Source organism: Streptomyces sp. NRRL S-31, assembly GCF_000718775.1.
In the GTDB taxonomy this organism is placed as follows: domain Bacteria; phylum Actinomycetota; class Actinomycetes; order Streptomycetales; family Streptomycetaceae; genus Streptomyces.
In genome coordinates this window covers 83,872-103,185 of the sequence record NZ_JOCB01000007.1, presented here as the reverse complement: position 1 = coordinate 103,185, position 19,314 = coordinate 83,872, and the positions used below count along the sequence as shown (strand labels likewise).

Sequence of the window (19,314 nt, the reverse complement as noted above, 5' to 3'; positions counted from 1 at the left end):
GTCGGGCGCACGGGCTCAGTCGGCCAGGCCCTTGTCCTCCAGGTAGGCGCGGGCCACGGCGGCGGGCAGCCGGCGCGCGCTGTCGACCAGCCGGTTCATGGCGGCCAGGTCGCCGGTGGTGAGCACGGCGTCGAGCCTGCCCAGGGCGCGCGCCACGCGTGCGCCGCCGGCCCGGGAGCGGTTGACGACCGGGACGACGTGGTCGGCGTTCTGGAGGTGCCTGTCGTCGGCGAGCAGGACCAGGCCGAACCGGTCGAGGGTGGCGTCGGTGGTGGTGGTCAGCACCATCTGGTCCCGGCCGTCCTGAACGGCCCGCTTGGCCTGGGTAGTGCCGACGCCCAGGGGGTCGATCCCGGTGATGTCGATGCCGTACACCCTCCGCAGCCCCGGGGCGCAGTACGGCCGGCGCACGCACTCGTCGCCCGCCGCGAGCCGTACCGGCAGTTTCGCGGCGCCGAGGTCGCCGAGGGTCCGCAGGCGGTGCCGCCGGGCGTAGGCGGCCCGTACCGCGAAGGCGTTCTGGTCGACGGCCCGGCCCGGCGGGAGCACGGTCAGGCCGCGGGGCGCGGCGAGGGCGCGCAGGGCATTCATCGTGACCTCGAGGTCGGGCGAGCCGACGGGCCGCGCGGCGGCGCCGTGGGTCTTGGCGTTGAGCCAGTCGGCGAGGGTGGCCGCGTACTCGGGGACGACGTCGATCTGCCCGGATTCCAGGGCCGGTTCGTACAGTTCCCGGTTGGCGACGGTGAGGACGGACGTCCGGTAGCCGGCCTGCTGGAGGAGCTGGGCGTACAGCTGGGCGAGCACGTCGCTCTCGGTGAATCCGGCCGAGCCGATGGTCAGGTGGCGGCTGTCGCCGGGCGGCCCCGTGACCCGGCCGCGGTTCTCCAGGGAGGGGCCGGTGGCGCAGGCGGTGAGGGCGAGCAGCGCGACCGCCGTCACCGCGGCCCGGCCGCCCCTCATCGGCCGCCCCCGGCCCAGGCCGGCGCCAGCCGTTCGGCGGTCTCGAAGACGCCCTCCACCACGAGGGCGAACCCGGCCACCAGCAGGGCGCCCGCGACCACCTGGGGGGTGTCGGCCAGGTTGAAGCCCGCCGTGATGATCCGGCCCAGGCCGCCGCCGCCCGCGAGCGCGGCGATGGTGGCGGTGGCGACCAGCTGGACGGCGGCGATCCGGACCCCGTTCAGCAGCAGCGGGAGCGCCAGGGGCAGTTCCACGTGGAACAGCAGTTGCCGACCGGTCATCCCCATGCCGCGGGCGGCCCGTACGACGTCCCGGTCCACCTCGCGCATGCCGACGTAGGCGTTGGTGAGCAGCGGCGGTACGGCGAACAGCACCAGCGCGACCACGGTGGGGCCCTCGCCCCACGTCCCGACGGGGGTCAGCAGGAGCAGGACGAGGACGGCGAAGGTGGGCACGGCACGGCCGACGTTGGCGAGGTTCACGGCGAGTGCGCCGCCCTTGCCGAGATGGCCGAGGACGAGCGCGACGGGCAGCGCGATCAGACAGCTGAGGAGCAGGCAGACGGCGGTGAGCGCCAGGTGCTGGAGCAGCCGGTGCCGGATGCCGTCCTCGCCCGGCCAGTGCGCGGGGTCGGTGAGCCAGTCCCAGGCCGCGGTGAGGGTGCTCATCCGGGGGCCGCCCTGGTCCAGGGGGTGAGCAGCCGCTGCACGCCCAGCAGGAGCAGGTCCGCGGCGACCGCGATCAGTACGCACAGCACGGACGCGGTGAGCACCTGGGCCTTGAAGTAGGTGTTCATGCCCGCGTAGATGAGGTTGCCGAGGCCGCCGTAACCGACGATCGCGCCGACCGTGGCCAGGGAGACCGCCGAGACGGTGGCGATGCGCAGGCCCGCCATCGCGGCGGGCAGGGCGAGGGGCAGTTCCACGGTGAGCAGGAGGCGGACGGGGCCGTAGCCGAGGCCGCGCGCGGCCTGCCGGGTCTCCTCCGGCACCGCGCGCAGGCCGGCGAGGATGTTCCGTACGAGCAGGGTGAGCGAGTACAGCGCCAGCCCGGCGACGACCAGGGTGGGCGAGAGGCCGTAGAGGGGCAGGAGCAGGGAGAACATGGCGAGCGACGGAATGGTGTAGAGGATCGTCGTCACGGCGAGGACCGGTCCGGCCGCCCAGCCCCGGCGCCGGGCCAGCACCGCGAGCGGCAGCGCGACGACCAGGCCGGTCAGGACGGACAGGAAGGTCAGCTGGAGGTGCTGGAGCACCGCGTCGAGCAGGATCTGCCGGCGGGTGGTCAGATAGGCGCCGCAGATCCATTCGTTGCGCGCGAGGCAGTCGTCCGGAGGCGCGGTCACGGGTCCATTGCACCGGCCGGAGGAGGGGGTACGCGCGTCGGGGTGACCCGTACGGGGGGTGCCGGCCCGTCACCCTCGTACCGGGGGGGGCCGGCCCGTTGCCCGCTCGATCCGGCCGGCCGCGTGCGGTGCGCGTCCGCCGGTTTCTTCCGGGGCCGTGCCGTCCGCCGGTTCCGGAAGGTTCCGTCCGGCCCCGCACCGTCCGCTTCCGCCCTGTCCGTCCGGCGCCGCGCCGTCCACGTCCACGTCCACCCGATCTGTCCGGGTCTGCGCTGTCCGGGTCCACGCCGTCCGGGTCCGTTCCGTCTGCTTTCGTCCGCCGTGGCCCGGCGGCGCCCCGGGCGGCGGGTTCAGGCGGCCGGGGCCGGGCGCAGGCCGGCCGCGTCCAGCAGCGCGGACACCGTGGTCGTGACGAGGCCGTCGTCCAGGCGCTCCACCCCGGCGCCGGCCCGGGCGCTGGCGCCGTCGAAGACCAGCAGCAGCTGGCGGGCGAGCAGCCCGGGATCGCGGGCACCGCCCTGCTCCGCGTCGGCACGCAGCCGTGCCGCCAGGGCCTCCTTCACCCCGCGGGCGACCACGCTCGCCGGATGGCCGGGGTCCTTCAGCTCCACCAGCACGGCCAGGTAGGGGCAGCCGTGGTAGTCGGCGTCCACGGAGGCCGCCACCAGCCGCTCGAAGACGTACAGGATGCGTTCGCGCGGGGTCGCGGAGTCCGGGTCGGGGTGGGTGAGCTGGGCGACGTACCACGGGACGCGCCGCTCCAGACTGGCGGCCAGCATCGCGTCCTTGCTGTCGAACAGCTGGTACATCGACCGCTTGGACACGCCCGCCGCCCGGCACAGCGCCTCGATGCCGACGGAGACGCCGTCGCGGTAGGAGAGCCGGCCGGCGGCGTCGAGCAGCCGGTCGCGCGGTGACGCCTTCCGGGGTGCCGCCGTCGTCGACGCCTTCTCAGGCGTCTTCTCCGGCACTGCCTTCGGCGTCTTCTCCGGCACTGTCTCCGGCGTCTTCTCCGGCGCCTTGTCCGTGGTGGCCATAGAGCGAAGGGTACCGTGGCGCGGCCGTGGTGAAACCGATCGGTGTATATCGTGGCGCGGGAACTGAACAAGCGCTTAGATAGGGCCCGGAATCGCTTGCTCGCCCCAGGACTTCGTTCCCGACCCGCCGGAGGCCCCGTTGTTCACGTCCGTCGACGACGTCGCCGCCCGCCTCGCCGACACCGGTTACCTCGCCTCGCCCGCCGTCGCCACGACCGTGTTCCTCGCCGCCCGGCTGGGCAAGCCGCTGCTGGTGGAGGGACCCGCCGGAGTCGGCAAGACCGAGCTGGCCAAGGCCGTCGCCCAGGTGGCCGGGGCCCGGCTGGTGCGGCTCCAGTGCTACGAGGGCGTGGACGAGTCCCGCGCCCTGTACGAGTGGAACCACGCCAAGCAGCTGCTGCGGATCAGCGCGGGCCGCGGCGAGGACTGGGACGAGACCCGCACCGACATCTTCGGCGAGGAGTTCCTGCTCCCCCGCCCGCTGCTGACCGCCATCCGCGGTGACGAGCCGACCGTGCTGCTGATCGACGAGACCGACAAGGCCGACGTCGAGATGGAGGGACTGCTGCTGGAGGTGCTCAGCGACTTCCAGATCACCGTCCCCGAACTGGGCACAGTCACCGCCACCCGCCGCCCCTTCGTCGTCCTCACCTCCAACGCCGGCCGGGAGCTGTCCGAGGCGCTGCGCCGCCGCTGCCTGTTCCTGCACATCGGGTTCCCGGAGGAGGAACTGGAGCGGCGGATCGTACGGCTGAAGGTGCCGGGCCTCGGCCCGGCACTGACCGAGTCGCTGGTCCGGGTGGTCGGGGCGCTGCGCGCGATGGACCTGCGCAAGGCGCCGTCCGTCGCCGAGACCGTCGACTGGGCGCGCACCCTGCTGGCCCTGGGTGCCGGCACCCTGGACGAGACCGTGGTGCGGGACACCCTCGGGGTGATCCTCAAGCACCAGGACGACATCCAGAAGGCGGCGGCCAAACTCGACCTGGACGCGCTGTGACCGCCGTCGCCGACCGGATCACCGGCCTGGTCGGGGCGCTGCGCGCGCACGGGGTGCGGATCGGCACCGGCGAGACGGTGGACGCGGCGCGCGCGGCCGAGGCGCTGGGGCTCGCGGACCGGGCGCTGCTGCGCGAGGGGCTGGCCGCGACGCTGCTGCACGGTCCGGGTCAACGGGCTCTTTTCGACTCGGTCTTCGACCTCTACTTCCCGCGCGGCGTCGGCGGCCCCGAGGGCGCTGCCCCGGACCGGGAGGGGCTGCGCGACCGGCTCGCCGAGGCGCTGGCCGCCGACGACCGGGCGCTGCTGGCCCGGTTGGCGGCCGAGGCGGTGGACGGGCTCGGCGGGTACGGGAGTTCACCGGGCTCGGACGGCTGGTCGGCGTACCAGACCCTGGAACGGCTGCGCCCGCAGACGCTGTTGGCCCGGGTGCGGGCCGACGTCCGGGGCCGGGACGGGGGCGGTGCCACCTTCGCCGACCGGCTGCTGGACGACGAGATCCGGCGCCGGATCGAGGAGTTCCGGCTGATGGTCGGAGCGGAGGCGCGGCGCCGGGTGGCGGAGCGGCGCGGGCGGGACGAGATCGCGCGGCGGGCCGTCCGGCCGACCGCCGACCGGGTCGACTTCCTGTCCGCCGGCCGTGACCAACTGGCCGAGCTGCGCCGGACGGTCGAGCCGCTGGCGCGCAAGCTGGCGACCCGGCTCACCGCGCGCCGCCGCCGGGCCGCGCGCGGCACGGTCGACCTGCGCCGCACCCTGCGCTCCTCGCTGTCCACGGGCGGTGTGCCGATGCGGCCGGTGCTGCGCCGGCGCCGCCCGGTCCGCCCCGAACTGGTGCTCCTGTGCGATGTCTCCGGCTCGGTGTCCGGCTTCTCCGACTTCACCATGCTCCTCGTGCGGGCCCTGCACGACCAGTTCGCCAAGGTGCGCGTGTTCGCCTTCGTCAACCGGCTCGACGAGGTGACCGGCCTCCTCGGCCACGGCCGCGCCGACCCGGACGGGCTCGGCGCCCGCATCCGCGCCGAGGCGACGCTCACCGGCTGGCACGGCAGCAGCGACTACGGGATGGCGCTGGGCGAGTTCGCCGAGCGGTACGGCGGTGCGGTCGGGCCGCGGACGACGGTGTTCGTCCTCGGCGACGCCCGGACGAACATGAGCGACCCGAACCTCCCCGCCGTACGCGACATCGCCCGGCGGGCCCGGCACGTCTACTGGCTGAACCCGGAGCCGCGCGACCGCTGGGGCACCGGCGACTCCGCCGCGCCCGCCTACGCCGGCGTGGTCGAGATGCACGAGTGCCGCACGGCCCGGCAACTCGGCGCGCTGATCTCCCGCCTGCTTCCGGTGTGACGGGGGCACGGGGGCACGGGGGCGGGACGGCCGTACTCCGAAGGCGCCGGGGTGGTCGTGGCATGGGTGACGTCGAGGAGGCCGCCGTGATCGACTGGGCACGGCGCCGGCCGTACCCCGTCGGCCGCCCCCAGCCGACCACCGAGCCGAGGACGTCCCCATGAGCCAGCACCCGCCCGTGCCGCTGGGCACCTTTCCCACCCCCGTCGAACCGGCGCCCCGGCTGGCCGCCGCGCTCGGGCTCGGCCCCGACGACCTGTGGGTGAAGCGGGACGACCTGACCGGCCTGGGCGGCGGCGGGAACAAGATCCGCAAGCTGGAGTGGACGGTGGGTGCCGCCCTCGCCGAGGGCGCGGACACGCTGGTGACGACCGGTGCCCCGCAGAGCAACCACGCCCGGCTGACCGCCGCCGCGGGCGCCCGGCTCGGACTGGACGTCGTCCTCGTGCTGCGCGGCTCCCCGGGCGCCTCACGCTCCGGCAACCTGGCGCTGAACGGGCTGTTCGGGGCGCGGCTCGCCTGGGCCGGCGAGGTGGACCGGGCCGGCCTGGACGCTGCGGCGGCCGAGGTCGGCGCACGGCTGCGGGCCCGCGGCGCCCGGCCGGCGCTGATCCCGTTCGGCGGTTCCAGCACGCCGGCCGCGCAGGGGTACGTGAGCTGTGGCGCGGAACTGCGCGAGCAGCTCCCGGACCTGCGCACGGCGGTGGTCGCGCTCGGCTCGGGCGGCACCATGGCGGGGCTGGTCGCCGCCCTGGGCAGCGGTTCGGTGCTCGGCGTCGACGTGGGCGCGCTGCCCGACCCGGCCGCCGCCGTCGTGGAGTTCGCCACACCGCTCACGGCGGAGCGGATCACGGCGGAGGGGCTGCGGGTACGCCGGGACCAGGTGGGCGCGGGCTACGCCGCGCTGACCGGGCCGGTGGCGGAGGCGCTCCGGCTGGCCGCCCGCACCGAGGGCCTGGTCCTCGACCCGATCTACACGGGCCGGGCCATGGCGGGCCTGCGCGCGGCCGTCCGGGACGGGGACATCCGCCCCGGCGAGCGGACGCTCTTCGTCCACACCGGCGGCCTGCCCGGTCTGTTCGGCCACCCGGCGGCGATCGGCTTCGCGGAGGAGGAGACGGCGGCCTTCGAGGGGTGACGACAGGAATCGGCCGGTGCCGACGGGGATCAGCCGGTGGCGCCAGGGCCCGGCCGGTGACGAGAGGGCTCAGCCCTTCGCGTACTCGTTGGCCATGGTCCCCGCGAAGTCGTAGACCACCACCTGTTCCTCGCCGACCACCCAGGCGTCGTGGCCCGGCGGGCACACGAAGATGTCGCCGGGGCCGACCTCGACCTCGCCGCCGTCGTCCATGCGCAGACGCATCCGTCCCCGCGCCACGAATCCGTTGTGGTGGACCATGCAGCTGTCGGTCCCCGCGATCGGTGCCACGGACTCCGACCAGCGCCAGCCCGGTTCGAAGGTACCCACCGCGAAGTCGAGCCCGGTCAGGTGGAACGCTTCGAGGTGGCCGCGGGGGAAGTCACGCCGTTCGTCCGGCTTGTCGACCGTCTTCACTTCCAACATGACGGTGCCTCCCTTCCGGCCGCTGACCGCGGCCGGGGCCGGCCGCCGGGGGACGGAGGCCGTACCCACGAGACCATCGTCGGCCCGGTGCCCCTGGCTCGCCACCAGGCGGGGACCGGCAGCGCCTACCAGGTGCGCGCCGCCCGCAGCAGGAAGGTGCGGACGCGCGCCACGTCGGGGTTGTCGGAGGCACCCGGGCGCTGGACCAGGAAGCCGGTGTTGATCGGCGGGTCCTCCGGTTCCAGCAGTGCCACGAGCGCGCCGGACTCCAGCGGCTCCCGGCAGAGGTACCGGGGCAGCACGCCGAATCCGGCGCCCGCGACCACGGCCGCGAGAACCCCGCGCAGGTCGGGCACGGTCACTGCGGCGGTACGGGTCAGACGCCGGCCGAAGACGTGCCGCCAGTAGCGGCGGGCGATCGGGAGATCCTCGGCGTAGGTGATGAGCGGCACCCCGTGCAGAGCGGCGGGCTCCAGCGGGCCTTCCGCGAAACCGGGCACCGCCCGCCCCCGTCCTCCCTCCGACCGCGGCCCCCGCACCCCCGCGCCCGTCGGCTCCACGCCCTCCGGCTCCACGACGGCGAAGCCTTCGGCCTCCGTGCCGGGGACGGCGGGGCCGTCGGTCGCGGGTCCCCGCCCGATGGGCCGCGCGTCGGTGTCCCGCGCGGCCCGGCCGTCGGCCTCCGGCTCCCGCCGCCGCCCCCGTATCGCGGGCCGCGGCCGACGCTCGTCCGCGTCCTCCGCGGCGGGCTCCCCTCCCTGGGCTCCTCCCTCCTCTTCCTCCTCCGTCCCGCGTTCGCGCCGCGGTCCCGTCAGTCGCTCGGCCCAGACCGGGGCGGCCACGAGGACGAACTCCTCGTCGGTGAGCGGAACGGCGTGCAGGGTGCGGCCGCGTGGTCGGGTGGTCGCGATCACCAGGTCGTGCCGGCCGGCGCGCAGCTCGTCCAGCAGCGGATCGGTCAGCCCGGTCGACACCCGCAGCCGTACCCCCTCGGCGACCAGCGGGGCCAGGGCCGGCAGGACGGTGGTGCACAGCAGTTCCGCCGGCCCGGCCAGATGCACGGGCTCGGCGCGTGTCCCGGCCGCCGGGGCGGGCCCGGCGACGGTGGCCAGCTCGTCCAGGGGCGCGGCGATCCGGGCCGCCAGCTCGTCGGCCACCAGGGTCGGCGTGACCCCGCGCGGCAGCCGCTCGAACAGCTCCCGGCCGGTCTGCCGCTCCAGCGCGCGCATCTGCGCCGTCACCGTCGGCTGCGACAGCCCGAGCAGACGGGCGGCGCCGGTGAAGGAACCGGAGCGGTACACCGCGAGGAACGTGCGCAGCAGGTTGAGGTCGAGCGAAGCGGTCTCCACGGGTCCGAGTATCGCGCCGCCCCTCCCCCGTCACCCATAGGAGTTCCTATGCCGGACATCAGGTCCTTCATTGGCTGGCCGTGGGTCGTCTCGCTTACGTTCGTTCGCAGACCCCGGCTTCCCGGGACCCCGCCCCTTCCCCTGGAGTGAACCCATGTCGAAGATCCTCTTCGTGCTGACCGGCGCCGATCATTGGACGCTCGCCGACGGCACCGCGCACCCGACCGGCTTCTGGGCCGAGGAGGCCGTGGTGCCCTACCGCGCACTGAAGGCCGCGGGGCACGAGATCGTCGTCGCCACGCCGGGCGGCGTGCTGCCGCCGGTCGACCGGGCCAGCCTGGCCGCCGAGGTCAACGGCGGCCAGGACAAGGCGGACGAGATCGCCCGAGCACTGGAGGAGATGACCGAGCTGCGGACGCCGGTCAAGCTCACGGAGGTGGACCTCGACGACTTCGCCGCCGTCTTCTACCCGGGCGGCCACGGCCCCATGGAGGACCTGGCCGTGGACGCCGAGTCGGGCAGGCTGCTGGTCGCGGCCCTGGACTCGGGCAGGCCGCTGGCCGTGGTGTGCCACGGCCCGGCCGCGCTGCTCGCCGCGGTCCGGCCGGACGGCACCAACGCCTTCGCCGGCTACCGCGCCGCTGCCTTCACCAACGAGGAGGAGACCCAGGGCGGTCTCGCCGGACGGGCCCGGTGGCTGCTTGAGGACCGGCTGACCGAGGCCGGCGTCGACGTCCGCACGGCCGAGCCGTGGGCGCCGCACGTGGTGGTGGACCGCAACCTGGTCACCGGTCAGAACCCGGCCTCCTCGGCGCCGGTCGCCGAGGAACTGCTGAAGCGGCTGGGCTGAGACGCACCGGGCGGGCGCGTCCGGTCGCCGGCACCGGACCGGGCTGACCGGGCACGCCCGGCGGGACCGCCGCCACGACCGGGGGCCGGACCGGGTGACATCCGGGTCTCCGCGCCCCCGGTCCGGCTTCCGCGCCGCTAGGTTGGGCGGCATGAGCAACCTTGACCGCGCGCCCGTGCCCGGTGTCTGCGGTGGCCGTGGATTCGTCGTCGCCGAACCCGTCCGCGAACTGCTGAGTCCGCGCCGCGTCAAGCTCGGCGGCTCGACGGAGGTGCGCCGGCTGCTGCCCAACCTCGGCCGGCGCATGATCGGCGCGTGGGCCTTCGTCGACCACTACGGTCCGGACGACATCGCCGACGAGCCGGGCATGCGGGTGCCGCCGCACCCGCACATGGGCTTGCAGACGGTGAGCTGGCTGCACGAGGGCGAGGTGCTGCACCGCGACTCGACGGGCAGCCGGCAGACCATCGGCCCCCGGCAGCTGGGGCTGATGACCTCGGGGCGCGCGATCAGCCACTCCGAGGAGAGCCCGCGCCCGCACGCCCGCCTCCTGCACGGCGCCCAGCTCTGGATCGCCCTGCCCGACGAGCACCGCGGCACGGAGCCGGCCTTCGAGTACCACCCGGACCTGCCCACGGTCACCGCGCCCGGCCTGTCCGCCACGGTGCTCCTCGGCGACCTCGACGGCTCCGCCTCGCCCGGTACGACGTACACCCCGATCGTCGGCGCCGACCTCACCCTGAGCCGGGGCGCCGAGGCGTGCCTGCCGCTGGAGCCCGACTTCGAGTACGGCGTCCTGGCCATGTCCGGCGAGGTGCACGTGGACGGGGTCCCGGTGCTGCCCGGTTCGCTGCTCTACCTCGGCTGCGGCCGGTCCCGGCTCCCCCTGCGCGCCGAGTCGGACGCCGGGATCATGCTGCTGGGCGGCGAGCCGTTCGCCGAGGAGTTGATCATGTGGTGGAACTTCGTCGCCCGCACCCGGGAGGAGATCGCCCAGGCCCGCGAGGATTGGATGAAGGGGACGCGTTTCGGCGAGGTGAAGGGCTACGACGGGGGCCCGCTGCCCGCGCCGGAGCTGTCACAGATGCCGCTGAAGCCACGCGGAAGGGCGCGCTGACCCGGGGTGATGCTGGCACGCATGGTTCATGCCCACTGCCCTACCTCCGCCTGGGGCGACCATGATGGCCGAGTTTGCCAGATGGGCGCCGAATGGTCCGGGGATTCGGTGTGGCCGCCAGGAGGCTCGGACCGCCTGGCGGAAGGCGGCTCAGCCCGGCGGTCGCCAGGCGGGTCCGGCGCCGCGACGACGCCGGGGAACCCATACCCGCAACGCCCGAGGACTGATGCGGCACCTCACGGGGGTCGGCAGGCTGACGGCTTCGCCGTCCAGCCCGGCGGGGAGAGCCGGGACGTCGGCGTAGACGACGACGTCGCCGGGCGTGGCGAGACGGGTGAGACCGTGCGGTTGCCCGCTGCGCAGCCTCGTGGCGGTCTCGGCGGGCGTCTCCGCCCTGGCGGCCAGTACTCCCAGCAGACCGGAGTCGAGGTGCGCCCGCCTGCTGAGCCCGACCGGCTCGTCGGACTGGTAGGGATTGTTGCTCACCAGCACGGCATCCGGCCCGTCAACGGTGAGCAGCCCGGTGCGGACCACCAGCTCCGGGCCCTCGTGGCGGGCCAGGAATTCCGGAAGTACGCGCGCTGCCGTGCCAAGCTTGTCGTCCCGATAGGCCGGGTCGTGCACCAGGGCGGCATAAGCACCGAACGAGACGTTGTTGACGAACGCCCGCTCGCCTGCGTATCCGAGGTCCACAGGCAGCTCGACGCCGTCCGTGAGAGCCTCCAGCGCGGCCGCAGGGTCCTCCCGGTCCAGGCCGAGATCCATGGCGAAGTGGTTGCGGGTACCCGCCGGAACGACCACGAGGGGCAGGCCGCTCTCCGCGGCCACCTCGGCGACAAGCGCTTGTGTACCGTCTCCGCCGGCCACGCCCAGCAGATCCGCACCGTCGTCCACCGAGCGTCGGGCGACCGTCGCCAGGTCCTGCGGCAGGGAAGGATCGATCAGGACCACCTGGGCTCCGAGCATGCGGGCGCGTTCCGCGATCCGGAAGCGGCTCGCCTTTCCTCCCCCCGAACGCGGATTCACGATCAGACAGGGCCGCCGCGCGCCGGTTGTCGGCCGCGGCGCGTTCTCGGTCACGGCGCGTACCCTGACGCGGCATCCATCAGCCGAGCACCCCTCACTGACGAGAGCAGGTCTGCCGCGCCCACGCGCGCAGCCGACGGCCGGAGCATCCGTACGGTCCGGCTCCGCCGGTCAGTGCTGAGCGTGCGGACGTGCGTGGAACAGGGAGCGCCGCTGGGGGGCCGTGCCGGCAGCCAGATGGCCGATCTCGACGCGTGTCCTGATGGCGCGGACCACTTCGGTCAACCCGACGACAATGGCCATGACGCCCGCCACCAGCGTGAGTGTCGCGATGGAGGCGAACGGCATGACGATCATCACGATGCCGGCCATGGTGCCGATGATGCCGAAGGCCACGTGCCAGCCGCGCGCCGGCATGGTCTGGTCCGAGGCCGCCGCGACCGTCTCCAAGGTGCCCCGGAGCAGCCAGCTGAAGCCGATCCACAGGGCGAGCAGGAAGACCGACTCCAGGGGGCCCCGGAAGCAGACCAGTCCCAACAGGACGGAGGCCGCGCCGCTGATGAAGTGCAGGACGCGAAGATGCCGGGGGACGTGGGTGCCGAAGGCGGCGGCGAGTTGGAAGACACCGGTGGCCAGCAGGTAGACACCGAAGAGCACGCCGACGACGCGGAGCGTCTCGCCCGGCCAGACCAGGGCGATGACGCCCAGGGCGATGGTGGCGAGGCCCATGGTGAGCAGGATCTGCCAGCCCGCGTTCGCCAGGGCGGCGATGCCTTCGGCCGCGGGCCCCTTTGGTGGCTCGGCGCCGCGTGGCGGAACGGCACCGGGGGAATCGGCAGGAGATGTCATGGCACCTACCTCCTAGTGTGAGCAGCGTGGTCACGTCACTACATGTTCATCGTCACCCGATCGGCCTCATGTCGCTCGGCGGGAAGGGCAGGGGCCGTGGGCATGAGGTATGGCGGGCAAGTTCCTCCGTCCTGCGGGAGTCGGGGTGCGTTCCGCCGGACCGCCCGATGGCGGCGGCCGGGCGCAGTCGTGTGGTGGTGTCCCGTCCGGGTTGACGACGGCGTTCACGCGTGGGGGTGATGACGGCGCGTCCCTGGATCCCGCCGTCGTGCAGGAGCTGGTGAGCCTCGTTGGCGCATTGGCGCGTTGCAGGGGCGGGCCGGGCTCGGGTACCGGCACCTCGCGCGGGTCGGGCGGTTGCCGCCGGCCGACGAGCCGGGAAGCCCGCATGGCGATCCTTTGCGCGACGCTGGTCAGTCGCGGATGCCGTCGATGTCGACGAGGACGTGTCGCGGACCGCGGAAGATCTGGTTGTGCCGGTACGGCGGCGGGTCCTCGACCAGCCGGGGATTCTGCACGCGGCGGACGAATTCACCGACCGCGATCTGGACCTCGAGCCGGGCGAGCGGGGCGCCGAAGCAGAAGTGGATGCCCTGGCTGAATCCGAGGTGTTCGTTGTCCCGGCGTTCGAGGTTGAGTCGGTCGGGGTCGGTGAAGCGTTCAGGGTCGCGGTTCGCCGAGCCGTACGCCAGGAAGATCGGTGCGCCTTTCGGGATGGTGGTGCCGGCGATGTCGATGTCCTCCATGGCGGAACGGGTGTGCCAGAACTGCACCGACGACTCGAAGCGCAGCAGCTCCTCCACCGCGGGCACGATCAGCTCGGGCCGGCGGCGCAGCTTCTCCAGCGCGTCGGGGTGGCGCAGCAGGGTGAGGACGCTGTGGGCGATGAGGTTGACCGTGGTTTCGTGTCCCGCGAAGATCAGGAGCAGGGCGTTGCTGGCGAGCACGCCCTTGGACATCCGCCCTTCCGGGCCGTTCTCGTTCGCCATCGCGGAGAGCATGCCCGGGCCGGGCTGCCGGGTGTACCGGTCGAGCAGCTCGTCCGCGAACCGTGCGAACTCCTGCACGGCCTGCCGCCCTCCGGCCTGTCGGCTGCGGATCTCCTCGGAGGCTGCCTCGGGGCCGAAGTCCAGGGCGTCCAGGGCCGTCTCGACCCAGTGGTGGAAGCGTGGCTCGTCCTCCATCGGCACGCCCAGCACCTTGCAGATCACGGTCACCGGCAGGGGGTAGGCGAAGTCGTCGACGGCGTCGATCCGGTTCTTCCCCTTCATGTCGTCCAGGAGGCCGTCGACGATGCGGCGGATGTCGGGCTCCAGGTCGGAGATCAGGTGGGGAGCATGGGGCGGGCCGACGAAGTGCGGCATCATCAGCCGGCGGTCCCGGTCGTGCTCGGGAGGATCGCAGGTGATGATGTTCGGCTCGGTCAGCACCTCCCTGATCGGCTCTGCCGCCTGCTCTCCCGAGCCCTCCGCGTGGGCCGCGGCCGGGGCGGGGCACTTTCGTGGATCGGAACTGACCCGGGGATCGTGCAGCAGCGTGACGACTTCCCTGTACGTGCTGACGACGTAGGTTCCGTCCGGCTGACGTGCCACCGGTGTCTTGCGGAGTTCCTCGTAGAAGGGGTACGGGTTGGCGCGGTTGGCGTAGCGGAGGGCCTGTTGCCAGGGGGTTTCCTCGACCACGAGGCTCCCCTCCTTCCTCCTGTCGGTGCTGTCCGCTTGCACGCTCGCCCCGGCGGGACGCATCAGTGGCGCCGGGGCCGGAACTCGGCCGTCCGCTCGCTCGGGGCGTGGCCGGTCAGGACGACGTCGGGGATCGCCGTCGGGACCCTCGGGTCCGGGAACTCGGCCGGCATCGGCTTGGTGTCGGCCGGCTGGTCCCAGCCCGGCGGCGGAGGCGGGAACGGACCGGACCGCTCGATCAGCTTCCCGTAGTACTCCAGCCACTTTCCGTGGTCGAAGGTCACGGCCGCGACGATGCGGCCCCGGCGCCCGTAAGCGGCGGCGAAACGCCGGTCCGCCATGGACCCTTGGGTGAAGACGATCTCGTCACCGAAGGGAGGCACGCCGACGGACTTGATATTGACGCCGAACTGCCCGGACCAGAAGCCGGGCAGCAGCAGATGCGGCCGGTAGTGGGGCTCGAGGTTCACCATGTTGTGCGCCGCGACCTCGGCGCCGAAGACGGCGTTGTCCCAGTGCTCCATCGCCAGGAACTGGTACTCGTACAGCACATGCGGCGCCCGCGCCACATCGCCTGCCACGAAGATGCTGTCGGTGACCACTCCGTTGATGTCGAAGGCCCGTCCACCGGCGTCGCACCCGACGCCCCAGAATCCGGCCGCCAGCCCGGAGCCCTCCAGCCACTCCACGTTGCGGATCGACCCCAGCGAGGCCACCACCACGTCGGTCTCGACGACCGTTCCATCGGACAGGTGCGCACGCCGCACCTGCCCGCCCGAGTCGCCCTCCAATGACGACACACCCAGCCCGCAGCGCAGGTCCACGCCGTGGTCGCGCTGCATCTGCGCGGCGATCTCCCCGACCACCCCGCCCAACGCGCCGACCAACGGGGCCGACCCCCGCTCGACGACGGTCACCGGGATGTCGAGCTCCCGGCACACAGAAGCCACTTCCGAACCGATGAAGCCGGCACCGATGACCACGACCCGCGACGGCGACCCTGCCAGCTCCTTCTGCAACTGTGCGGCGTCGTCACGCGAGCGAATCGTGTGGACCCCGTGCAGCGCCGCCTCGGCCGGGTTCGGCCACTGCCGCGCGCGGGTGCCGGTGGCGATCAGCAACCGGTCGTACGGCACCTGCTCACCGTCGGCCAGACGCACCCGCTTGGTGGCCCGGTCCAGCCCGACGGCGGCCACCCCGAGCCGCCAGTGCGCATCCACTTCCCGCATACGGGGCAGCTCGGTGTGGTCGGCCGGCACCCAGCCCTTGAGCACCTGCTTGGACAGCGGCGGACGGTCGTAGGGCTCGTACGGCTCGTCCCCGATGATGGTCAGGGAACCGGTGAAGCCCTCCTCGCGCAGTGTCTCCGCCGCCCGGAGCCCCGCCAGGGAGGCCCCCACGATGACGATCCGGCCGCCGGCCCTGAACTCGCGCACCAGCTCCGCGACCGTTGCCGGCAGGCTCATGACGTCTCGCCCCGCTCCGCACCGTCCACGCGGCCGATCATGATCGCCTGCACGGGGCAGGCCGCAGCCGCTCGCTCCACCTGCAGGCGCCGCGCGTCATCGGGGTTCGGCTCATAGGTGAGGGCCTCCTGACCACTCAACCGGAAGACTTCGTGCGCCAGGTACACGCATTGGGCGTATCCCTGGCAACGATTCAGGTCCACGACGATCCGCATGCACCGACTCCTTCAGGCTGGCGCGCTCGGTACGGCGCGGTCTTCAGGTGTCGCCGCAGCGAGATTTCGGGAACGACCTCTTCACCGGTCTCTCGAGGGCCCATCTACGCGTCATTCGCTTGATCAGTTCTGTGGCCGGGAGTCCGGGAAGCCTGTGAGCGATAGACACAGGCCGCGTCGTTCACTGCGGCTTTCGCTCATAAAGGCTAGCCCCGCTTGCGCTGCACGGCATGTCGAGCGAAAGGCGGCGGAAACGACTGGAGTTCTGGAGGCCGCCAGGGGCGTGGATTCGGTGCCCGATGCCACCATGAACCTGAACCGGCACCTCCGCCCTGACAGGGGGATGAATGATCCCCGGGCCCACGCGGGGTTGTCGCGTACCAACCCGGACTCCTAGCCTGACGGCATGCTGGGTATCGGGCACTTCTGGGGCTTCCTTGGCGTGGTCGCTGTGCTGATCGCCGTGCCGGGGCCGAGCGTGGTGTTCGTGGTCGGGCGCGGGGTGGCACTCGGGCGTCGGGCGGCGCTGGCCACGGCGGTGGGCAACAACGGCGGGGTGCTGATCCAGGCCGTGCTGGTGGCCTTCGGGTTGGGAGCAGTCGTCGCGCGGTCGATCGTGGTGTTCTCGGTACTGAAGTTCGCAGGCGCGCTGTATCTGGTCTATCTCGGCGTCCAGACGTGGCGGCATCGCGGGGAACTGGCCGTTCCGGACGCGCAGCAGCGGCCACCCACGAACGTGCGGCGCATCGTCCGGCAGGGTTTCGTCGTCGGAGTGAGCAATCCGAAGGGCTTCCTGATCTTCTCGGCCGTGCTGCCCCAGTTCGTCGACCGCTCGGCGGGGCACGTGACGCTGCAACTCCTGCTCCTCGGCGTCGTCTGCGCCGCTGTCGCTCTGGTTTCCGACTCGGCCTGGGGGCTCCTCGCCGGAACGGCGCGTGGCTGGTTCCTCGGCTCGCCCCGCCGCCTGTCCGCGATTGGCGCAGTGTCCGGGACGGTGATGGTCGGCCTCGGCGTCCGTCTGGCCCTCACCCGGAACGACGTGTGACAACACGGTGCGTGGGGCTCAACATGTGGCGGTTGACCGCATCCAGCAGCGTTCATCCGTCCCGACGAGTGCGCTGACTGCGCTGATGGGCGATCGGTGACCATCGATGTCATGCCCGCGCCCCTTTGAACCGGGGTGAGGCCGGGGAAACACACCCGGATCCAGCGCCGGGCCCATCCCTGACCGTCCCGGGCACCGGCGCTGCCCCAGCTGCCCCAGGGGAGGTGGGGCTACCGCCGGCGGGTTGGCTTTGCGTTATGCGGGTCAGCCCTCGCCGCCCACAACGCCCTGCGGCGGGCCGGGGCGTCTGGGCAGCTCTCGTGGTGTTCCAGCTCGCGGTTCCGGTAGTGCCGGCTGCGAACTCCGCGGTCGCCGCTCCCGCTCCCGACTCCGCGGCGGTCAGGTGCGTGGCGTTGACTTTCGACGACGGCCCCACCCGGTACACGCCGTCCGTCCTGAAGCTGCTGGAGGCGCACCACGCAGTCGCGACATTCAGTGGTCCAACGCGAGCTGCACGACAGTGACGCGATCGGCGACCACACCGTCACCCATCCGCACCTGACAGCCGCCTCCTCCGCCAGGATCCGGTCCGAAGTCGACGGCGCGGCCCGGGACATAGCACCGTCCCCGAGATGTTCGCCGACCGCGGAGGAACTCGGCCGGGCGGGGTCTACCACCACGGCCCGCGAATCTGACCCTGGCCGCCTCGGATGAGAAACCCGCGGGCAGGAGCGAGACTGGGGGCGCGGTGCGCGTCAGCCGGCCTCGTCACCGGCCAGGGCAGCCCTCACGAGGGCGAGCGACGCGTCGAGGTCGGCCAACTGCCGTGGTGCCAGCGAGCCGAAGAGCTGGTGAAGTACGCGCGATCCCGCCTCTTCCGCGGCTGCCAGGGTCGTACGGCCCGCGTGCGTCAGCGCGACGGTCTTGCGGCGGCGGTCCTCGGGGTGGCCGGTGCGGCTGACCAGTCCGAGGCTTTCCAGGCCCTCCACGATCTGGGTGACGGAGCGCGGCGCCTGTCCGAGGACGGCGGCGAGTTCGGCCTGGTGCAGCGCGCCGCGGCCGGCCAGCGCCTGGAGGACCTTGGTGCGGGACAGAGACAGTCCTGCGGTCGCCGTCATGTGTCGGTCGACTTGTTCGCGCACGCTGCGAGCGAGGGTGAGGAAGGACAGGCCCACCTGCTCCGGTGTGCCGGCCGTGGCCGTTGGTTCGTGCTGCTCCATGGTTCAGGTATCCTCCCACAGTGTAATCATGAGGTACCTCACGAATGGAGTGACGAAATGGACCGTCCCGTCGCCGTGATCACCGGAGCCACCTCCGGGCTGGGTCGCATCACCGCCTTCGAGCTGGCCCGGCAGGGCTACCGCATCGGCACCGTTGCCCGCTCGCGCGGCAAGGCCGAAACCCTTGTCGACGAGCTCGGGGCGGTGACGGACGAGCCCGTCGACGTCTTCTACGCCGACCTCGGCCTGATTTCCGACGCACGTCGCGTGGGCGGGGAGATCGCCGCGCACTACCCTCACCTGGACGTCCTGGTCAACAACGCCGGCCTCCACGCCTTCGCGCAGCGCATCACCTCCGAGGGCCTCGCAGAGATGACGGCGGTGAACTATCTGGGCCCGTTCGTCCTGACAGAGGCACTCATGGGCAAGCTCGGCGCCTCGGCGCCGGCCCGGATCGTCAATGTCGCCTCCGAGGCCGCCCGGCAGGCGAAGACCATCACACCGGCCGTGGACCTGCGGCGTACCGACGCATACACCCGCCGGGAGTCGATGTCCCTGTACGGGCGCACCAAGCTGATGACGATCATGTGGACGCAGGAGCTCGCCCGGCGTCTGGACCCGGACAAGGTCACGGTGAATTGCTGCGATCCCGGCTTCAACGCCACCGGCCTGGGCCGAGACCTGCCCGGCTCCGCCGGGCTGCGACGGGTGCTGAACTTCCTGAAGATCGGCGATCCCCGCAAGGGGGCCGGCATCATCACGCGACTCGCCACCGACCCGGCGCTCGCCGGGACCTCCGGGGGCTACTTCTCCGTGCGCGACGCCCGCCCGCTGCCATGCCCCGAGCCCGGCCGGTCCCCGCTCGCGCAGCAGGAGTTGTGGGACGAGACCGTGGCCTTCCTCGCCGCCCGCGCGGCCGACTGAGGCCCAGTGCGCCGTCACCGCCGCGTCATCGTTCGTCCACGTGGCCTCCGGCGCACGGGCTCCGGCACCCATGCCGGGTCCGGGGTGGTGATCGGCTACGCCCACTTCACCGTCTTCCGCGACCGTACGGACGCTCCAGGCGGGCCATCAGTCCGGGGAAGCCGCCGGGCACTTAATGAGGTACCACACATTATGCTAGCGTTCGTGAGGCACCTCACGAATACGGCCACCGTCGGACCCGTCACCGGTGTCGCCTTGATCCGGCCTGCCGCGGCAAGGTCACGGCAAGGGGGCCGCGCGAGACGGCATGCCGTCCCCG

19 protein-coding genes and 1 pseudogene are annotated in these 19,314 nt (G+C 72.9%); 8 read left to right on the top strand and 12 right to left on the bottom strand.

Annotated elements, in window-relative coordinates; all coding sequences use genetic code 11:
• Positions 1–15 precede the first annotated feature (15 nt).
• The 4 genes from IF37_RS0104960 to IF37_RS0104945 all read right to left on the bottom strand — a co-directional run bounded on the left by IF37_RS0104960 (position 16) and on the right by IF37_RS0104945 (position 3,342).
• Entirely contained in the window at positions 16–960 is a 945-nt protein-coding gene (locus IF37_RS0104960) for an ABC transporter substrate-binding protein (RefSeq protein ID WP_030736719.1), read from the bottom strand.
• On the bottom strand, positions 957–1,628 hold the full coding sequence (locus IF37_RS0104955) for an ABC transporter permease (protein WP_030736718.1): 672 nt from the start codon (positions 1,626–1,628) through the stop codon (positions 957–959). The genes IF37_RS0104960 and IF37_RS0104955 overlap by 4 nt, the downstream gene beginning before the upstream one ends.
• Positions 1,625–2,305 (bottom strand): ABC transporter permease, encoded by a 681-nt coding sequence (locus IF37_RS0104950; protein ID WP_030736716.1) that lies wholly within the window; start codon positions 2,303–2,305, stop codon positions 1,625–1,627. Before IF37_RS0104950 ends, IF37_RS0104955 begins: the two co-directional genes overlap by 4 nt.
• 350 nt (positions 2,306–2,655) lie before the next feature.
• A complete protein-coding gene (locus IF37_RS0104945; protein ID WP_079165552.1) occupies positions 2,656–3,342 on the bottom strand; it encodes a TetR/AcrR family transcriptional regulator in 687 nt (228 codons plus the stop codon).
• A gap of 139 nt (positions 3,343–3,481) precedes the next feature.
• On the opposite strand from IF37_RS0104945, the gene IF37_RS0104940 reads away from it, so the two are divergent.
• The 3 genes from IF37_RS0104940 (at position 3,482) to IF37_RS0104930 (ending at position 6,826) form a co-directional block, all read left to right on the top strand.
• Positions 3,482–4,339, top strand: coding sequence for a MoxR family ATPase (locus tag IF37_RS0104940; RefSeq protein ID WP_030736711.1), 858 nt, complete (start codon positions 3,482–3,484; stop codon positions 4,337–4,339).
• On the top strand, positions 4,336–5,688 hold the full coding sequence (locus tag IF37_RS0104935) for a VWA domain-containing protein (protein WP_030736708.1): 1,353 nt from the start codon (positions 4,336–4,338) through the stop codon (positions 5,686–5,688). The genes IF37_RS0104940 and IF37_RS0104935 overlap by 4 nt, the downstream gene beginning before the upstream one ends.
• 160 nt (positions 5,689–5,848) lie before the next feature.
• Positions 5,849–6,826, top strand: coding sequence for a D-cysteine desulfhydrase family protein (locus IF37_RS0104930; protein WP_030736705.1), 978 nt, complete (start codon positions 5,849–5,851; stop codon positions 6,824–6,826).
• Positions 6,827–6,895: 69 nt separating this feature from the next.
• Here the strand turns inward: IF37_RS0104930 and IF37_RS0104925 are convergent, their stop codons facing one another.
• A complete protein-coding gene (locus IF37_RS0104925) occupies positions 6,896–7,252 on the bottom strand; it encodes a cupin domain-containing protein (RefSeq protein WP_030736702.1) in 357 nt (118 codons plus the stop codon).
• 125 nt (positions 7,253–7,377) lie between these two features.
• Positions 7,378–8,601 carry a LysR substrate-binding domain-containing protein gene (locus IF37_RS0104920; RefSeq protein WP_253915644.1) on the bottom strand — a complete coding sequence of 408 codons (1,224 nt, stop codon included), beginning with the start codon at positions 8,599–8,601 and terminating at the stop codon, positions 7,378–7,380.
• Between the two features lie 154 nt (positions 8,602–8,755).
• Between IF37_RS0104920 and IF37_RS0104915 the strand changes: the two genes are divergently transcribed.
• Both IF37_RS0104915 and IF37_RS0104910 read left to right on the top strand, forming a co-directional pair.
• Complete coding sequence (locus IF37_RS0104915; RefSeq protein ID WP_030736695.1) at positions 8,756–9,451, top strand: type 1 glutamine amidotransferase domain-containing protein; 696 nt, start codon at positions 8,756–8,758, stop codon at positions 9,449–9,451.
• Positions 9,452–9,602: 151 nt separating this feature from the next.
• Positions 9,603–10,568, top strand: coding sequence for a pirin family protein (locus IF37_RS0104910; RefSeq protein ID WP_030736692.1), 966 nt, complete (start codon positions 9,603–9,605; stop codon positions 10,566–10,568).
• Between the two features lie 150 nt (positions 10,569–10,718).
• Here the strand turns inward: IF37_RS0104910 and IF37_RS0104905 are convergent, their stop codons facing one another.
• The 5 genes from IF37_RS0104905 to IF37_RS0104885 form a co-directional block, all read right to left on the bottom strand.
• Positions 10,719–11,594: a diacylglycerol kinase family protein gene (locus IF37_RS0104905; protein ID WP_079165557.1), complete on the bottom strand. Its 876-nt coding sequence runs from the start codon at positions 11,592–11,594 to the stop codon at positions 10,719–10,721.
• Positions 11,595–11,765: 171 nt separating this feature from the next.
• The gene (locus IF37_RS0104900; RefSeq protein WP_030736686.1) at positions 11,766–12,443 is read right to left on the bottom strand and encodes an HdeD family acid-resistance protein; all 678 of its coding nucleotides are present in this window, start codon (positions 12,441–12,443) and stop codon (positions 11,766–11,768) included.
• A gap of 413 nt (positions 12,444–12,856) precedes the next feature.
• The gene (locus IF37_RS0104895; RefSeq protein WP_030736684.1) at positions 12,857–14,125 is read right to left on the bottom strand and encodes a cytochrome P450; all 1,269 of its coding nucleotides are present in this window, start codon (positions 14,123–14,125) and stop codon (positions 12,857–12,859) included.
• A gap of 62 nt (positions 14,126–14,187) precedes the next feature.
• A complete protein-coding gene (locus IF37_RS0104890; RefSeq protein WP_030736681.1) occupies positions 14,188–15,591 on the bottom strand; it encodes an NAD(P)/FAD-dependent oxidoreductase in 1,404 nt (467 codons plus the stop codon).
• Positions 15,588–15,806 (bottom strand): ferredoxin, encoded by a 219-nt coding sequence (locus IF37_RS0104885; protein WP_030736678.1) that lies wholly within the window; start codon positions 15,804–15,806, stop codon positions 15,588–15,590. Before IF37_RS0104885 ends, IF37_RS0104890 begins: the two co-directional genes overlap by 4 nt.
• Positions 15,807–16,212: 406 nt before the next feature.
• Between IF37_RS0104885 and IF37_RS0104880 the strand changes: the two genes are divergently transcribed.
• Both IF37_RS0104880 and IF37_RS46555 read left to right on the top strand, forming a co-directional pair.
• Positions 16,213–16,851, top strand: a complete 639-nt coding sequence (locus tag IF37_RS0104880; protein ID WP_030736676.1) for a LysE family translocator — start codon at positions 16,213–16,215, stop codon at positions 16,849–16,851.
• Positions 16,852–17,108: 257 nt separating this feature from the next.
• Positions 17,109–17,565: pseudogene (locus IF37_RS46555) on the top strand (polysaccharide deacetylase family protein).
• Between the two features lie 41 nt (positions 17,566–17,606).
• Here IF37_RS46555 and IF37_RS39000 read toward each other — a convergent pair.
• Complete coding sequence (locus IF37_RS39000) at positions 17,607–18,071, bottom strand: MarR family winged helix-turn-helix transcriptional regulator (protein ID WP_052844974.1); 465 nt, start codon at positions 18,069–18,071, stop codon at positions 17,607–17,609.
• A 57-nt stretch (positions 18,072–18,128) separates the two neighbouring features.
• Between IF37_RS39000 and IF37_RS0104870 the strand changes: the two genes are divergently transcribed.
• Positions 18,129–18,995 (top strand): SDR family NAD(P)-dependent oxidoreductase, encoded by an 867-nt coding sequence (locus IF37_RS0104870; protein ID WP_030736670.1) that lies wholly within the window; start codon positions 18,129–18,131, stop codon positions 18,993–18,995.
• Positions 18,996–19,314 lie beyond the last annotated feature (319 nt).

Coding starts and splice junctions, on each gene's coding strand:
- IF37_RS0104960 (WP_030736719.1), bottom strand. CDS start 960: ATGAGGGGCGGCCGGGCCGCGGTGACGGCGGTCGCGCTGCTCGCCCTC.
- IF37_RS0104955 (WP_030736718.1), bottom strand. CDS start 1,628: ATGAGCACCCTCACCGCGGCCTGGGACTGGCTCACCGACCCCGCGCAC.
- IF37_RS0104945 (WP_079165552.1), bottom strand. CDS start 3,342: ATGGCCACCACGGACAAGGCGCCGGAGAAGACGCCGGAGACAGTGCCG.
- IF37_RS0104930 (WP_030736705.1), top strand. CDS start 5,849: ATGAGCCAGCACCCGCCCGTGCCGCTGGGCACCTTTCCCACCCCCGTC.
- IF37_RS0104925 (WP_030736702.1), bottom strand. CDS start 7,252: ATGTTGGAAGTGAAGACGGTCGACAAGCCGGACGAACGGCGTGACTTC.
- IF37_RS0104915 (WP_030736695.1), top strand. CDS start 8,756: ATGTCGAAGATCCTCTTCGTGCTGACCGGCGCCGATCATTGGACGCTC.
- IF37_RS0104910 (WP_030736692.1), top strand. CDS start 9,603: ATGAGCAACCTTGACCGCGCGCCCGTGCCCGGTGTCTGCGGTGGCCGT.
- IF37_RS0104900 (WP_030736686.1), bottom strand. CDS start 12,443: ATGACATCTCCTGCCGATTCCCCCGGTGCCGTTCCGCCACGCGGCGCC.
- IF37_RS0104890 (WP_030736681.1), bottom strand. CDS start 15,591: ATGAGCCTGCCGGCAACGGTCGCGGAGCTGGTGCGCGAGTTCAGGGCC.
- IF37_RS0104885 (WP_030736678.1), bottom strand. CDS start 15,806: ATGCGGATCGTCGTGGACCTGAATCGTTGCCAGGGATACGCCCAATGC.
- IF37_RS0104880 (WP_030736676.1), top strand. CDS start 16,213: ATGCTGGGTATCGGGCACTTCTGGGGCTTCCTTGGCGTGGTCGCTGTG.
- IF37_RS39000 (WP_052844974.1), bottom strand. CDS start 18,071: ATGGAGCAGCACGAACCAACGGCCACGGCCGGCACACCGGAGCAGGTG.
- IF37_RS0104870 (WP_030736670.1), top strand. CDS start 18,129: ATGGACCGTCCCGTCGCCGTGATCACCGGAGCCACCTCCGGGCTGGGT.